This window comes from Streptomyces sp. NBC_01267 (assembly GCF_036241575.1).
Classification (GTDB): Bacteria; Actinomycetota; Actinomycetes; order Streptomycetales; family Streptomycetaceae; genus Streptomyces.
In genome coordinates, this window is record NZ_CP108455.1 from 1,394,508 (window position 1) to 1,408,943 (window position 14,436).

Annotated in this window: 12 protein-coding genes; 3 read left to right on the top strand and 9 right to left on the bottom strand. The window is 70.9% G+C overall.

What is annotated here, in order from left to right:
• Nucleotides 1-60: 60 nt before the first annotated feature.
• Nucleotides 61-2,838: a penicillin acylase family protein gene (locus tag OG709_RS06485; RefSeq protein WP_250303226.1), complete on the bottom strand. Its 2,778-nt coding sequence runs from the start codon at nt 2,836-2,838 to the stop codon at nt 61-63.
• Between the two features lie 214 nt (nt 2,839-3,052).
• Between OG709_RS06485 and OG709_RS06490 the strand changes: the two genes are divergently transcribed.
• Complete coding sequence (locus tag OG709_RS06490) at nt 3,053-3,664, top strand: hypothetical protein (RefSeq protein ID WP_250303225.1); 612 nt, start codon at nt 3,053-3,055, stop codon at nt 3,662-3,664.
• 98 nt (nt 3,665-3,762) lie between these two features.
• Here OG709_RS06490 and soxR read toward each other — a convergent pair whose 3' ends face one another.
• The gene (soxR, locus tag OG709_RS06495) at nt 3,763-4,230 is read right to left on the bottom strand and encodes a redox-sensitive transcriptional activator SoxR (protein WP_250303224.1); all 468 of its coding nucleotides are present in this window, start codon (nt 4,228-4,230) and stop codon (nt 3,763-3,765) included.
• A gap of 112 nt (nt 4,231-4,342) precedes the next feature.
• Between soxR and OG709_RS06500 the strand changes: the two genes are divergently transcribed.
• Nucleotides 4,343-4,804: a MaoC family dehydratase gene (locus tag OG709_RS06500; RefSeq protein ID WP_250303223.1), complete on the top strand. Its 462-nt coding sequence runs from the start codon at nt 4,343-4,345 to the stop codon at nt 4,802-4,804.
• A 41-nt stretch (nt 4,805-4,845) separates the two neighbouring features.
• On the opposite strand, the gene OG709_RS06505 is transcribed toward OG709_RS06500, so the two are convergent.
• From OG709_RS06505 to OG709_RS06515, 3 genes are all read right to left on the bottom strand, one after another.
• Nucleotides 4,846-5,484, bottom strand: coding sequence for a TetR/AcrR family transcriptional regulator (locus tag OG709_RS06505; protein WP_250303222.1), 639 nt, complete (start codon nt 5,482-5,484; stop codon nt 4,846-4,848).
• A gap of 104 nt (nt 5,485-5,588) precedes the next feature.
• Nucleotides 5,589-5,876, bottom strand: coding sequence for a YiaA/YiaB family inner membrane protein (locus OG709_RS06510; RefSeq protein ID WP_250303221.1), 288 nt, complete (start codon nt 5,874-5,876; stop codon nt 5,589-5,591).
• 112 nt (nt 5,877-5,988) lie between these two features.
• On the bottom strand, nt 5,989-7,140 hold the full coding sequence (locus OG709_RS06515; RefSeq protein ID WP_326695138.1) for an acyl-CoA dehydrogenase family protein: 1,152 nt from the start codon (nt 7,138-7,140) through the stop codon (nt 5,989-5,991).
• A gap of 61 nt (nt 7,141-7,201) precedes the next feature.
• Between OG709_RS06515 and OG709_RS06520 the strand changes: the two genes are divergently transcribed.
• Nucleotides 7,202-7,858 (top strand): TetR/AcrR family transcriptional regulator, encoded by a 657-nt coding sequence (locus OG709_RS06520; RefSeq protein ID WP_250303219.1) that lies wholly within the window; start codon nt 7,202-7,204, stop codon nt 7,856-7,858.
• Between the two features lie 118 nt (nt 7,859-7,976).
• On the opposite strand, the gene OG709_RS06525 is transcribed toward OG709_RS06520, so the two are convergent.
• The 4 genes from OG709_RS06525 to OG709_RS06540 form a co-directional block, all read right to left on the bottom strand.
• A complete protein-coding gene (locus tag OG709_RS06525) occupies nt 7,977-9,056 on the bottom strand; it encodes a Zn-dependent alcohol dehydrogenase (RefSeq protein WP_329169063.1) in 1,080 nt (359 codons plus the stop codon).
• A gap of 96 nt (nt 9,057-9,152) precedes the next feature.
• Nucleotides 9,153-10,547, bottom strand: a complete 1,395-nt coding sequence (locus OG709_RS06530; protein WP_329165209.1) for an aldehyde dehydrogenase family protein — start codon at nt 10,545-10,547, stop codon at nt 9,153-9,155.
• Nucleotides 10,548-10,697: 150 nt separating this feature from the next.
• Nucleotides 10,698-12,038, bottom strand: a complete 1,341-nt coding sequence (locus tag OG709_RS06535; RefSeq protein WP_250303217.1) for an ABC transporter ATP-binding protein — start codon at nt 12,036-12,038, stop codon at nt 10,698-10,700.
• A gap of 62 nt (nt 12,039-12,100) precedes the next feature.
• Nucleotides 12,101-14,332 carry a molybdopterin oxidoreductase family protein gene (locus tag OG709_RS06540; RefSeq protein WP_250303216.1) on the bottom strand — a complete coding sequence of 744 codons (2,232 nt, stop codon included), beginning with the start codon at nt 14,330-14,332 and terminating at the stop codon, nt 12,101-12,103.
• Nucleotides 14,333-14,436: the final 104 nt, after the last annotated feature.

Here is a 14,436-nt window from a genome sequence, read left to right on the forward strand (position 1 = left end):
CTGCCGCGGGCCGGACCGGAGTTCCCGGCCCGGCCCGCGGACTACTGTTCCCGGACTCCCCTAGCGGTGCGAGGGGAACTCCACGACCTGCTGGTACGTGGGCCGGTTCTGCCAGGTGATCGGCCAGAACTGGAGCCCGCCCAGCGGACGCTGGATGATCGCGTCCGAGCACCACTGGTCACCGGCGGAGCAACTGGCGTCGCCGGGGTAGACCTGGGCCGGGGTCTTGGCCGCGGCCTGGGTGAGGGTGTCGAGCAGGATGTCGCGGCACCCGCTCAGGTCGCCTCCCCCGCAGTACGTCTTGGCCAGTCCGCCCTTGACCGGACGGCCCAGCACCGTGCGGATGTCCTTGTCGACATAGCTCCACCAGCCGTACTGGAAGGCCGATCCGGCGTGCGCCCCGGTGGGCCCGTGTCCGGCCGAGGGGGACTCGTCGGTGCTGAGGTTGGCGGTGAGCGCCGAGTAGAGATCGTCACCGAGGCCCGGCTTGAACTCGGCCTCGACGAGCAGCGGCCACCAGGCGTCCATGATCCGCACCGCGTCCGGGTGGGTGTAGACGTGCGAACTCTGGGCGTTCTCCTTGCGCTGACTGCCGTCGGACACCCAGGCTTCCAGCTGCTCGACGGCCTTGGCCTGCGCCGGGTCGGTGACCGGCTTGCTCCGTACGACGTCCAGCAGTTCGGGCAGGACGTCCTCGCCGCGCAGATCGGTGACGGCCGCCGTACCCATGGCGCGGGTCAGATCGGCACGGGTCACGCCGCCCTTGGCGACGAGTTTCGCCACCCGGTCACCGAGCAGGTCGACCCGGTGCACCGAGCCGTTGCCGAACCCGGCGGACGTGAAGTCCTTGGCCTGCTTGTTGTTCCAGGAGACGTAGTAGTCCTGGCCGACGGACTGCGGGTGCTCGGCGGCCGGGGTCACGTCGGTGGTGTGCTTGTCGGGGTCGAAACCCTTCCACTCGTAGGCCGGTTCGGCCAGCACGGGCAGCGAGGCGTCCACACCGGCGGCGCGCACCGGGTTCATGCCGCTGTTGAAGTACGCGGCCTGACGGGAGTCCGCGTAGAACCAGTTGAAGGTGTAGCCGACGTGGTCGGCGGCCTCCTGGAAGGTCTTCGCGTCCTTCACGTACGACGGGTCGTTCATCATCTGGAAGCCGACGACCGAGTCGGCCTCGTGCTGGTACGTGCTGCGCAGCGAGGTGTAGGCGACGGGTTTGCCGCCCACGGTGGCCCGGTGCGTCACGATGCCGTACTTGGTCCGGTAGACCTGCATCCGGTACGAGCCCGCCGCCGTGGAGTCGGCGACCGTGGGCGACCAGGAGTTGGTCCGCTCCATCTTCTCCATCGGCGTGCAGACGCCGTGGTAGAGGTAGTGGGTGTCGTCCTGGCACAGCTCGACGGCGAAGGTGTCGGTGATGTCCTGGCCCGCCGAGGTGGCGCTCCAGGCGTAGTCCTGGCCGCGGCCCAGCTGGACGTACATGCCGACACCGGCGAACGAGGCACCGCGGGCACTGATCCCGGGACCCTGGATCTCCTGGAGCATCAGCAGCTGCGGCAGGAAGTACCCGGTCTGCGGGCCGAACACGGCGATGGGGTTCCCGCTCGCGGTGTGCTGACCGGAGACCACGAGGGCGTTGGACATGCCCTTCTTGCTGCTGAACAGATGGGCGGGCAGCACTCCGTCGTCGTACATGCCCTGGACCGGCTTGAGCTTCTTCGGGGCGTTCACCGGGGTCTTGGCGTCGGTCTTGGCGCCGCCCACCTGGTCGTAGATCAGCGGTTCGGACTTGACCGAGCCCGGGTCCGGCATGGCCGTGCCCTTCGGGTCGGCCGGCTTCTCCGCGTAGGGGAAGCTGGTGCCGTCGTGGACGGTGAGGGTCGCCTCCGGGTCGTTGCGCTCCCGGAAGGACTCCCAGACCTTGCTGCCCTCGGTGACGCCGTACTTCTGCTGCGCGGAGAGCAGCGAGAGCGCGGCCTGGACCTCGCCGCCCCCGCCACCGCCGAAGAGTCCGCCGACGACCGAGGCGAGCGCGATCATGTCGGTGATCTTGAACGGCTCGATCTCACCGGCGTTGGTGATGGCGTCGATCTTCCCGGTGAGGACGTACTCACCGGGGAAGTAGCGGCCGTCCTTGGCCTTCTGCCGGTAGTCGTTGATGCCGTCCACGTACGCCTGGGCGTCCTCCATGGCCTGCTTGCCGCGCGCACTCCCGGCGGCGATGCGGTCGGCCTGGTCCTGGAGGTCCTGCTCGGTGTACGGGGCCTGCGGCCAGAACTCCTGCTCCAGGCCCTGGTTGGCGGGCGCACCACCGGCGAACGAGGTGAGTTCGCCGCGCCCGATGTGCCGGAAGAGGTCCATCAGCCAGAGCCGGTCCTGCCCGGCCGCGTAGCCGGCGCCGAACTCGGTTCCGTACCGCGTGGTGCCCTTGATGTGGGGCACCCCGGTCTTCTTGTCCCGGGTGATGGTGACGTCGTTGCGCGGTGCGGTGACCGAGGCGACCTGATCGGCGGGCACCCCGAACGAGGCGTCGTTGAAGAAGTTGCTGAGCGTCGCGTCCGTGAGGGACGGGGCGCCCGCGGGCAGCGCGTCGTACGGTCCGAGCTGGTCGGCGCTGTGGTCCGGGCGGGTGCCGAACGCACGGTTGCCGAGGATGTCGGCGAGGGTGGCGTTGCCGTTCTCGCCGGGCGGCATGATGTCGTTGCACTGGTTGTTGCAGTAGTCGGTGACGGGGTCCGCGGCCGCGGCGGTCGCCTGCGGCAGCGGTGTCATCAGGCCCGCGCCCAGTGCGAACACCGCTACAGCGATGGCAGTTCTGAGTTTTCCGGTACGTCGTCGCATGCATGCTCCTGAAGGGGAAGCGGATTCGACGGACGTTACTGGCGAAGTGACCCGCCAGTAAGGTGAACATGCGTCACCTTTTCCGAATCACCACACGGGTTCCAGGGAAGGCGCATCGACCGAGGACAGTCATCGGAAATTCGATGGAGCCGAATCGGGTAGTCGTACGTCCACTACATGACGCCGATGTATCAGCGACGGAGGTGGCAGTGCGATGGCCGGTTTCCGGAGTCTCGCGAGACAGGTGCGCGACCCGCACCACGATCTGGCCCTGCGGAGGTATTCGCTGCGCAAGTGCCTGGAGAGGTTTGCCCCTTACGGACACCGGGCGACCTGGGACCATCTGTGTGCCAGGCACCGGATCGAGCCCGAGGACCGGGCACCCGACCCGGCGCGGCTGATGGCCGCACTCGACGAACTGGAGGAGGCACGGGCCGTCTGGCTCGCCTACGAGGCGGAGTTCGCGGAGCGCCGCAAGCGGGAGAAGCACGACGGCCTGCGCAGTCCCGGCGCCTTCGACGACTGGCACCGGCAGACCTGGGGCGGGTGCGGTGTCGCCTGGTGCGGGGACCCCGCGGTGCACCCTTCCCGGCCGCTGGCGGAGGTATTGCGGCGGCTGATTTCCGCCCTCCGGGGGGAACCCGCGACGGCCTGCCCGGTGTGCGCCGAGAAAACGATCACCTGGACCCCGGGGTCCGCCAGGCAGCCGTGGACCGGCCCGGTCTGCACCCGCTGCGGGATCCTGGTGCCCCAGCCGGTCCTCACCCCGGTCGCACTGGCCCGCGCCAGGAAGAACCGGCACACGGAACTCGCCTCGGCGGCCTGAACACCCGGGCGGCCAGGGACTTCCGGGCGGTCCGCGGCTTCCGGGGCGTCCGGATCTACGGGTGGTCAGGGGCTACGGCGGTCAGGGGCTACGGGCGGTCAGGGCTTCGCGGACACCCCGGGGAGCAGCCTCGATCCGACGATCCGGTCGCCGACGACGTCGTCCGGGTTGGACAGCACACAGTTCTCCAGCGACAGACAGCCGCAGCCGATGCAGTCCGTGAGGTGGTCGCGGAGCCGGCCGAGCTGATCGATGCGCTGGTCGAGTTCGGAGCGCCAGGCGGCGGAGAGCCGCGCCCAGTCCTCACGGGTGGGGGTGCGCTCGTCGGGCAGTTCCGCGAGCGCCTTCCTGATCGTGGCGAGCGGGATACCGACACGCTGTGCCGCGCGTACGAAGGCGACCCGGCGCAGCGCGTCACGGCTGTAGCGGCGCTGGTTGCCGCTCGTCCTGCGGCTGCTGATCAGGCCCTTGGTCTCGTAGAAGTGCAGGGCGGAGACGGCGGCCCCGCTGCGCGCGGAGAGCTGGCCGACCGTGAGTTCATGGATCTTCTCTGGAATCTGCGGCACTCATCGAACCCTACTGCCCGCGGCCGGACGGCCGGTCGTTGACAGGAACCGGCGCACCCGACGATGCTGAGCAAGCGCTTGGACACTCCGTCGGGAAGGCAGGACCACGAACATGGCAGAGCCGAGGATCTTCACATCCGCCGAGGAACTGCGCGCCGGGGTCGGCGAGCAGTTGGGGCAGAGCGAGTGGCTGCAGATCGACCAGAAGCGGATCGACCTCTTCGCCGACGCCACCGGGGACCACCAGTGGATCCACGTGGATCCGGTGAAGGCCGCGGACGGTCCGTTCGGGACGACGATCGCGCACGGGTACCTCACGCTGTCGCTGCTGCCCACCTTCGTTCCGCAGATCCTCCGGGTCGAGGGCATGAAGATGGGCATCAACTACGGCACCAACAAGGTGCGCTTCCCGGCCACCGTGCCGGTCGGTTCACGGCTGCGGGCGACCGCGGTCCTCACCGATGTGTCCGAGGCGGGCGGGGGCGTGCAGGTGACCGCAGCCGTCACGGTCGAGCGCGAGGGCAGCGAGAAGCCGGTGTGCGTGGCGGAGTCGGTGTCCCGCTACTACTTCTGAACCGGGACTGCTCCTGTGTCCGCACTGCTACTGGGCCAGGGCTACTTCCGGGCCCGGTCCGGGGCCGTGACCATGCGCAGGACGAGGTCGGCGTAGAACACGCCGACCTCGTCGGGCGTGCTGCGTCCTTCGACGTTGAACCAGCGCGCCACATCGATGCAGAGCGAGAGCACGGCCAGCGCGGTGCCGGGGACGTAGGGCACGTCGAACTCCCCTGTCCGCACCCCGTCGTCGATGATCCGGCGCACCGCGTCGTCGCTGCGCCTGCGCAGTCCGACGATCTCCGTGCGGTGCTCGTCACCCAGCGCGTCGAGCTCGTACTGCACGACGCGCGCCGTCATGTGGTGCCCGGCGTGCCACCGGACGAAGGAGCGGACGGCCGCGGCTAGCCGCTCGCTGGGGGTGCCGTCGCCGTCCGCCGCCGTCTCCAGGATCTCCAGCGCCTTCTCGTGGCCGATCCGGCTGATCCGGTGGAGCAGCTCTTCCTTGGTCTTGTAGTGGATGTAGAGCGCGGCCGGGCTCATCCCGGCCCGGCCCGCGATGTCACGTGTGGTCGTCGCGTGGTAGCCGCGTTCGGCGAAGGCCTCGACAGCGGCGACGAGCAGCCGCCTGGCAGCTTCGGGACCGACCTCGGCCCACGGCTGATCGTCGCCGCGGGCCGTCTCCTCCGCCGTGCTCATTGCTCGCTCCTCCACCCGTGACGCAGTCCGGCGCACCGCTGGTACAGCTCCGGTGCAGGATCCACACCCTACCCCGAGGGTGAGCAAGCGCTTAGAAACAGGCGTCAGAGCTTCTGGAACGGGTCGTGCTCGGCCAGCAGCTTCTCCAGCCGGGCCTGGTCGACGCGGGTCACGATCTGCCCGGCCTCCTGCCGGTCCCTGATGATCTTGGCGAGGGTGAAGGCGGACGTCGTGAGATAGAGCAGCCCGAGACCGAGGAAGGCCCGCACCCAGACATCGACGTCCAGGTTCAGGATCCCCAGGGCCATCGCGGCCAGCGCGATCCCGAAGGAGGCGACGGCCTGCCCGAAGTACGCGGCGGTGTTCTGCGGCTTGACCGGTGTGTCACTCATACCGCCAGCATCGGCGGACGCGCCCGGTGCCACATCCGCCCGGATACTCAGGCCGCGTACTCAGGCCTGGCGGTCAGGCCTGGCGGTCAGCCCTGATGATCAGCCCTGGTGGTCAGAACGCGGAAACCCCGGTCAGCGCACGGCCGATGACGAGCTTCTGGATCTGACTGGTGCCCTCGTACAGCGTCATCACCCGGGCGTCGCGCAGCAGCTTGCCCACCGGGTACTCGTCGATGTAGCCGTAACCGCCGAAGACCTGGAGGGCGTTGTTCGCGGCCCGTACGGCGGCCTCCGAAGCGAAGAGTTTCGCCTTGGACGACTCGGTGGCGAACGGCTCCCCCCGGTCGATCAGATCGGCGACCCGCCAGGTCAGCAGTCGGGCGGCGTCCACATCCACCGCGATGTCGGTGATCAGCTCCTGGACGAGTTGGTGGTGGGCGATGGTCCTGCCGAACTGCTCGCGTTCGGTCGCGTACGCCACCGCGCAGTCGAGCGCCGCCTGCGCGATGCCCACACAGCCCGCGGCCACCGACATCCGCCCCTTCGCCAGCGCGGACATCGCGACCGAGAAGCCCTTGCCCTCGGGGGCCAGCATCGCGGCGGCCGGGATCCGTACGTCCTCGAAGGTCAGCTCGGCGGTGGCCTGGCCGCGCAGCCCGAGCTTGCCGTGGACGGTGCGGCGGGTGAGTCCCGGAGTGTCGGTGGGGACCAGGAACGCGGACACCCCGCGGTGGCCCGGGGCGTCCGTGGAGCGTGCGAAGAGGAGCACCACATCGGCCCAGGTGCCGTTGGTGATGAACATCTTGGAGCCGTTGACGACGTAGTCGCCGCCGGCCCGGACGGCCCGCGTGGTGAGGTTCCCGGCGTCGGATCCGGTGCCCGGCTCGGTGAGGCCGAAGCAGCCGATCAGTTCGCCGGAGGTCAGGCCGGGCAGCCAGCGCCGCTTCTGCTCCTCGCTGCCCCAGTGCGCGACGGTCTTGGCCACCAGCCCCAGCGAGACCGAGACGATGCCGCGCACCGAGGAGTCGCCACGGCCCAGTTCCTCGGTGACGAGGCAGTAAGAGAGGTGGTCGCCGCCAGAGCCCCCGTACTCCTCGGGGACCGTCAGCCCGAGGAAGCCCACCTCGCCGAGCTTGCGCACCAGGGAGCGGTCGACGCTCTCGGCGCGGTCCCACTCGACGACGTACGGGCTGATCTCGCGCCGTACGAAGTCCTGGGCGAGCTGCTGTACGGCGGACTGCTCCTCACTGAGCTCCAGGTTCATGGGGCACCTCGTTTTAATTAGCACTGCTAGTTTTTGGCTGGCAGGCCCTACTATGTGCGCCATGGCCCGCCCACGCAAGCCCCTCCTCAGCAGGGAGCGCATCGTCGCGACCGCGAGCGCCCTCGTGGACTCCGAGGGGCTCGGGGCCGTCTCCACCCGTCGGCTCGCCGCCGAACTGGGGGTCAGCGGGCCCTCGCTCTACAACCACTTCCGCACCAAGGACGAGATCCTCGAAGCGGTCGCCGACGCCCTCTCCGCGCAGATCGACCTGTCGATGTTCGACGAGGACGACACCCGCGACTGGCGGACGGCGCTGCACGACTGGGCCGTCTCCTACCGAGCGGCCCTCACCGAGCACCCCAACGTGGTGCCGGTACTGGCACGGGGCCCCGGCCGCCGCCCCGCGGGGCTGCGGGTGGCCGACGCGGTGTTCGGCGCGATGGTCCGGGCGGGCTGGCCGCCCGCTCAGGCGACCTACATCGGGGCGCTGATGCGGTACTTCGTCACCGGCTCGGCGCTCGGCTCGTTCGCCCGCGGCTTCGTCGACGACGAGACGGCGTACGACCCGGCGGACTACCCGCACCTCGGGCAGGCCCATCTGCTCGCCGACCGGCAGCAGAAGGTCGACGAGGGCGCCTTCGAGACGGGGCTCAGGGCGCTGGTGGACGGCCTGGCGCTGCAGTACGAGACCGTTCGGCCCGCGCCTAAGGTTCACTGACGCACCCTGGAGGCACGGCCACCGGAGAACGTGCCCCCTCTGCCGCCGCCCGACCCTGATCCGGACGAGAGGCCCTGAGCGGTCCTGCGGAGCTCGGCCCTGGTGCGCTCGACCACCCTCAGAACACCACCAGCGCCCGGCCTCCCCTGCCCGCGATCATGTTCTCGAAGGCGGCCGGAATCCCGTCGAGCGCGATGCGTTCGGTGACCAGCGCGGCCAGGTCGAGGCGCCCCGCCCGCACATGCCCGGCCAGCACCGGTAGGTCCACCGCCGGGTCGCAGTTCCCGTAGACGCAGCCGGAGAGGGTGCGCCCCCAGTGGAAGATCTCCAGTGCGTTGAACGTGACCTGCTGGTCCTTGCCGCCGATGCCGACCACCGTGGTGCGGCCACCGCGCCGCGTCGACTCCCAGGCCGTACGGATCGTCACCGCGCGGCCGACGCACTCGACGGCGACATCCACCCCGGACCCGCCGGTGAGCTTCCGGATGTCCTTGGCCGTCGTGCCGGACGCGACCACGAACTCGGTGGCTCCGGCCGCCCGCGCCAACTCCTCCTTCTCCGGCGAGACATCGACCGCGACGATCACCGACGCCCCGGCGATCCGGGCGGACTGGAGCGTGGCGAGCCCGACACCGCCGGCACCGAGGACCGCGACCGTCTCGCCCGCACGGACCCGCGCGGAGTGGTGGATCGCGCCGTACCCGGTGAGGACCGCGCAGCCGAGGAGCGCCGCATCGGTGAGCGGGATGCCGTCCGGCACCGGGAGGACGCAGTCGGCGGCGACGACCGTCTCCTCGGCGAACGCCGCGACGTTCAGGCCCGGGTGCAGCTCCGTACCGTCGGCCGTGCGGGCGTGGACACGGCCCGCGCCCGCGAGCGCGTTGACGCAGAGCCACACCTCGCCCAGCCTGCACGGGTGGCAACTTCCGCAGGAAGGTGCCCAGTTGAGCACCACGCCGGTGCCGGGCGCGACATGGGTGACGCCTTCGCCGACGGAGACGACGGTGCCCGCGCCCTCGTGGCCGAGGACGGCGGGGGTGGGCACCCGCATGGTGCCGTTGGTGAGGGAGAGGTCGGAGTGGCAGACCCCGGCGGCGGCGAGACGGACCCGCACCTGGCCGGGGCCGGGTTCGGGGAGTTCGATGTCGGTGATCTCCAAGGGAGAACCGACAGCGGGCAGGACGGCGGCGCGGACCACGTTCACGTACTCCTTGCTCGGAACGGGAGGGCTTGCGGCCCGGAACCGGAGAACCGGGCCGGAGGTGAAGAGCCGGGGCGGAACCGGAAGGCCGGGTCAGAACTGGAGCGACTTGGTCTGGAGGTACTCGGCGAGGCCGTGCGAGCCGAGCTCGCGGCCGACGCCGGACTGCTTGTAACCGCCGAAGGGGGCACGCGGGTTGAACCGGCCGCCGTTGATGTCGACCTGACCGGTGTCCATCCGCCGGGCGAAGGCGACGGCCTCCGCCTCGTCCGCGGCCCAGACGGCGCCCGCGAGGCCGTAGACGGTTGCGTTCGCGATCCGCAGGGCGTCCTCCTCGTCCTCGTACCGGAGGATCGAGACGACCGGGCCGAAGATCTCCTCCTGCGCGATGGTCATCTCCGGGGTGACATCGGCGAAGAGGGTCGGGCTGACGTAGTAGCCCCGGTCCAGCGGCGCCTCGGGGCCGCCCGCCACGAGCCGGGCGCCCTCCTCGACGCCCTTCGCTATGTAGCCGCGCACGCGGGCCTGCTGCTTGGCGTTGACCAGTGGCCCGACCCGCTCGCCCGGTACGTACTTGCCGATCGCGGCGGCGGCGAGGGCCACCGCCTCCTCGTACTGGTCGCGGTGGACCAGCATCCGCGTCCAGGCACTGCACGTCTGGCCGGAGTTGCCCATGACGTTGGCGATCCCGACATGGACGGCCTTGGCCAGGTCGGCGCTCGGGAGGATCACGTTGGCGGACTTGCCGCCGAGTTCCAGGGCGACCCGCTTGACGGCCGCGCCCGCGACCGCGCCGATCTGCCGGCCCACGGCGGTGGACCCGGTGAAGGAGACCAGGTCGACGCCGTCGTGACCGGCCAGGGCCTGGCCCGCGACGGGACCGGTCCCGGTGACGAGGTTGAACACCCCGGCGGGCAGGCCCGCTTCGCCGGTGGCCTCGGCGAACAGCTGGGCCGTCAGCGGGGTGTCCTCGGCCGGTTTCAGTACGACCGTGCAGCCCGCGGCGAGCGCCGGGGCCACCTTGGCCACGATCTGGTGCAGCGGGTAGTTCCAGGGGGTGATCGCGCCGACGACGCCGACCGGTTCGGAGAGGACGGTGGAGTTGCCGACCTTCTCCTCGAAGGGGTAGGTGGCGGCCAGTTCGGCGTACGACCCCGCGACCAGGGCCGGCAGGCCCGCGTGCACCGTCTGCGAGAACGGCAGCGGTGAGCCGAGTTCCGCGGTGACGGTCTCGGCGATCTCGTCCTTGCGGGCGACGAGGGCGTCCCGCAGGGCGGCGATCCGCGCGGCCCGCTCGGCGGGCGGGGTCGCGGCCCAGCCGGGGAGAGCCGCGCGGGCGGCCCGCACCGCGGTGTCCACGTCCTGCGGCGTACCGGCCGGGACCCGGCCGATGACCTGCTCGTCCGCGGGATTCACCACCGCGATGGTGTCCTGGCCCGCGGCGGCCCGCCACTCGCCGCCGATGTACATCCCGTCGTGGGCCTTCATCGCACTCCTCCAGAGCCTCCGGCGAGGTACCGCCGCGTCGTACACGCGACGTGACCCCATGAGCCGTTCACGTAGGCCGTCCGCGTGAGTCGTCCAGCACCCAAACTAGCGCCGTTAGTTTTCCGGCGCCAGGACACGCCCCGCCACGGATCAGACGTCGAGTCCGGGCAGGTCCGCCGGCGCCGGGCAGATCCTGCGCCCGTAGTGGTCGAAGACGTACAGGTGGGCGAGGTCGACGAGGAGCGGCACCTGCGCGCCGGTCCGCACCCGGAGATCGGGGCTGGTGCGCACCACCAGGTCGCTTCCCCCGAGCGTGGGCCGGTCCGGGGCGTGCACCGGGCGGGGGGCCTGGGGCTCGTCGAGGACCACGACGGGTCCCGAGACGTGCCGCTCGGCACGCGCCTTGATCCGGTTCAGTACGCCCGGCGGGGGGTTCCTGCGGCGCCGCGACGGCGGGGCTGCGCGGGGCGACTCCAGGTCGGGTACGACGGCGGGCCGCGAGCCGGTGTCGAGGTGCACCAGCGCCTCGTGCCCCTGGTACTCCAGGTGCTCGACCAGACCGCTGATCGGGACCTCGCCGGGGCGGGCCTGGCTGGGCGGAGCGATCCGTACGGCCTCCGAGCGCAGGCCCACGATGAGCTGTCTGCCCTGCTGGATCCGGAGCAACTGGTGGTCGGTACTGAGCGGTTCGGGCAGCCGCAGCCGCTGCCGGCCGAGATCGATCGACATCGCGCCCTCCAGCGGCGCGTGCACGACGGCCTGCAGCAGATTGATGCGCGGGGTGCCGATGAACGCGGCGACGAAGACGTTCTCCGGCAGTCCGTACGCCTCACGTGGCCGACTGACCTGCTGGAGCACCCCGCCGCGCATGACCGCGACCCGGTCCCCGAGTGACATCGCCTCGGACTGGTCGTGGGTGACGTACACGGTCGTGACACCCAACTCGCGGGTGAGGTGCGCGATCTCGGCCCGCAGATGGTTGCGCAGCTTGGCGTCGAGGTTCGACAGCGGCTCGTCCATCAGGAAGACCGACGGGCGCCGCGAGATCGCCCGCCCCATGGCGACGCGCTGCCGTTCGCCGCCGGAGAGCTGGCCGGGGTAGCGGTCCAGGATGTCCTCGATGCCGAGCATCCGGGCGGTCGCCTCGACCCGCGGGCCGGAGTCCTCCCCGGGTGCCTCGAAGCGGAGCGGGAAACCGATGTTGTCGCGGCTGGTCATGCTCGGGTAGAGGGCGAAGTTCTGGAAGACCATGGCCATCCCGCGCTCTCCCGGCGGCAGGTGGTTGGCGTACGCGCCGTCGAGCAGCAGCTCGCCCTCGGTGATGTCCTCCAGCCCGGCCACCATGCGCAGGACGGTCGACTTCCCGCATCCCGAGGGGCCCAGCAGCACCAGGAACTCGCCCGGTTCCACGTCGAGGGAGACACGGTCCACGGCGCGGACGCCACGGTCGTAGGACTTGGAGACGCTGCGAAGAGAGATGGCGCGAGACATGGAATTCCGCTCGGGGCGATCAGCGCGACGGCTGTGAACTGATGTGACGACCGGTCCGCAAACTAACCGCATACCGAGGGGTTGGGAATGGCCTGAACGGACCTTTCCACCTCGACCGGGAATCCGTTCAGCACAGCGGTCCCGGAAAGCGGATCGATCAGGGAACCGTCGAGCAACTGGTTCACATTGACCCCGGGGCGGGCGGCTGCGACGGCCGTCCGGGTGCCCTTCCTGTCGTGCCCCCAGCCGTGCGGCAGGCTCACCACTCCGGCCCTGACCGCGTCGGTCACCTCCACCGGTACATCGAGTTCGCCGCCCGCCGAACGGACCCTGGCCCGGTCGCCGTCGGTGAGTCCGAGCCGGGCGGCGTCCTGCGGAGCGATCTGGAGGGTGCAGACGTTGGAGCCGCCGTTGAGGGCCGGAAGGTTGTGCATCCAGCTGTTGTTGGAGCGCAGATGACGGCGGCCGACGAGGACCAGCGGCGCGGGCCGCGCGGTCAGCGAGCGGCGCAGCCGGGGCAGATCGGCCGCGAGGGGGGCCGGGAGGAGTTCGATGCGCCCGCTGCGGGTCCTGAGCACCTCCGGTACGCGTGGCCGCAGCGGTCCCAGATCGATTCCGTGCGGCTGGTCCACGAGCTGGTCGAGGGTGAGGCCGTACGGGCCCAGGCGCAGCATCAGATCGAGGCGCCGTTCGGGCCCGGTTCGCCCGGTGAGCTGCCCGGCCAGTTCCGCGGGTGCGCCCGCCCTGCTGAGCGTCCGGCCGATGATCGCGGCGTCGACCTGGGCGGGGTCGCTGCCGTGCATCTCCCCCAGGGCCAGGATCAGCCGGGCGTGGATCTCGCTCTCGTCGAGCAGCCCCGGGTCGAGGGGCACGGCGGGCCGTGAGTAGCGGACCTGGTTGCGCACGGCCAGCGCGTTGAAGACGAAGTCGAAGTGGGCACTCTGCGAGGGCGGCGGCGGGGGCAGCACCACATCCGCGTGGCGCGAGGTCTCGTTGAGGTACGGGTCGATGCTCACCATGAAGTCGAGCCCGGCCAGAGCCCGGTCGAGGCGCTCCCCGTCGGGTGCGGAGAGCACCGGATTCGCGGCGATGGAGATCAGGGCGCGGATCTGCCCCTCGCCGGGTGTCTCGATCTCCTCGGCCAGCGCGGTCATGGGCAGTTCGCCCTTGGCCTCGGGGTGTCCGCTCACCCTGCTCCGCCAGCGGCCGAGTTCGAAGCCCTTGCCGGGGGCCGCGGGGCGCGGTGCCCGGCCGGTGGCGGAGAGCGGGAAGAGGACGCCGCCCGGCCGGTCGAGGTTGCCGGTGAGGATGTTGAGCACGTCGACCAGCCAGTTGGCCAGGGTGCCGAACTCGACGGTGCTGCTGCCGACCCGGCCGTAGACGGCGGCCGTGGGAGCGGCGGCGAGGTCGCGGGCGAGGGTACGGATCGTGACGGCGTCCAGGTCGCAGGGCCCGGCGACGGCTTCGGGGGTGAAGTCCCGTACGGCTTGCTCGACTTCGTCCAGGTCCTGGACGTGGTCGGTGAGCGCTCCGAGGGCGGTGAGCTTCTCGTCGAAGAGGGTGTGGACGAGGGCGGCGAGCAGCAGGGCGTCGGCGCCGGGCCGGATGGCGAGATGCCGGTCCGCCATTTTCGCCGTGCGCGTCCGGCGGGGGTCGACGACGGTGAGGGTGCCGCCGCGGCGGCGGAGCGCCTTGAGTCTGCCGGGGAAGTCCCCGGCGGTGCACAGACTGCCGTTGGACTCCAGGGGGTTGGCGCCGAGGAGCAGCAGGTGGTCCGTACGGTCCAGGTCGGGCACCGCGATGGCGAGCGGATCGCCGAAGAGCAGTCCGCTGGACACGTGTTTCGGCATCTGGTCGAGGGTGCTCGCGGTGAAGAGGCTGTGGGTGCCCAGCGCGGCGAGCAGGGCGGGCGGGTAGAGGGCCCCGGCGACGGTGTGGACGTTCGGGTTGCCGAGGACGACGCCCACGGCGTGCGGACCGTGCTCCTGGATCAACGGCCGCATCCGCTCGGCGATCAGGTCGAAGGCCTCCTGCCAGCCCGCCTGCCGGAGGGCGCCGCCCTGACGGATCAGCGGGGCGCGCAGCCGGTCGGGGTCGGCGTCGAGCTCGCCGAACGAGGCGCCCTTGGGGCAGATGAAGCCGCGGCTGAAGACGTCGTCACGGTCACCGCGGGCCCCGGTGACGCTGGTCCCCTCGATGGTGAGGGTGAGTCCGCAGGTGGCTTCGCAGAGCGGGCAGATACGCGGAGCGGTACGGACCGCGCTGGTGGCGGGTACCTCGTCAGGTGCGAGCACGGGCCCTCCCGGGGCGACAGCGGTGGCACACGGGCGCCCCGAGCATACCGACCGGTAGGCATGTACGGGAGGGATCGGGCCGGATCCGGGGACGCGCGCCCACC

What these genes read in the sequence shown, in the direction of transcription:
- OG709_RS06485 (WP_250303226.1), bottom strand. Translation starts at nt 2,838, where the DNA reads ATGCGACGACGTACCGGAAAACTCAGAACTGCCATCGCTGTAGCGGTG.
- OG709_RS06535 (WP_250303217.1), bottom strand. Translation starts at nt 12,038, where the DNA reads ATGTCTCGCGCCATCTCTCTTCGCAGCGTCTCCAAGTCCTACGACCGT.
- OG709_RS06510 (WP_250303221.1), bottom strand. Translation starts at nt 5,876, where the DNA reads ATGAGTGACACACCGGTCAAGCCGCAGAACACCGCCGCGTACTTCGGG.
- OG709_RS06530 (WP_329165209.1), bottom strand. Translation starts at nt 10,547, where the DNA reads ATGAAGGCCCACGACGGGATGTACATCGGCGGCGAGTGGCGGGCCGCC.
- OG709_RS06505 (WP_250303222.1), bottom strand. Translation starts at nt 5,484, where the DNA reads ATGAGCACGGCGGAGGAGACGGCCCGCGGCGACGATCAGCCGTGGGCC.
- OG709_RS06520 (WP_250303219.1), top strand. Translation starts at nt 7,202, where the DNA reads ATGGCCCGCCCACGCAAGCCCCTCCTCAGCAGGGAGCGCATCGTCGCG.
- OG709_RS06515 (WP_326695138.1), bottom strand. Translation starts at nt 7,140, where the DNA reads ATGAACCTGGAGCTCAGTGAGGAGCAGTCCGCCGTACAGCAGCTCGCC.
- OG709_RS06490 (WP_250303225.1), top strand. Translation starts at nt 3,053, where the DNA reads ATGGCCGGTTTCCGGAGTCTCGCGAGACAGGTGCGCGACCCGCACCAC.
- OG709_RS06500 (WP_250303223.1), top strand. Translation starts at nt 4,343, where the DNA reads ATGGCAGAGCCGAGGATCTTCACATCCGCCGAGGAACTGCGCGCCGGG.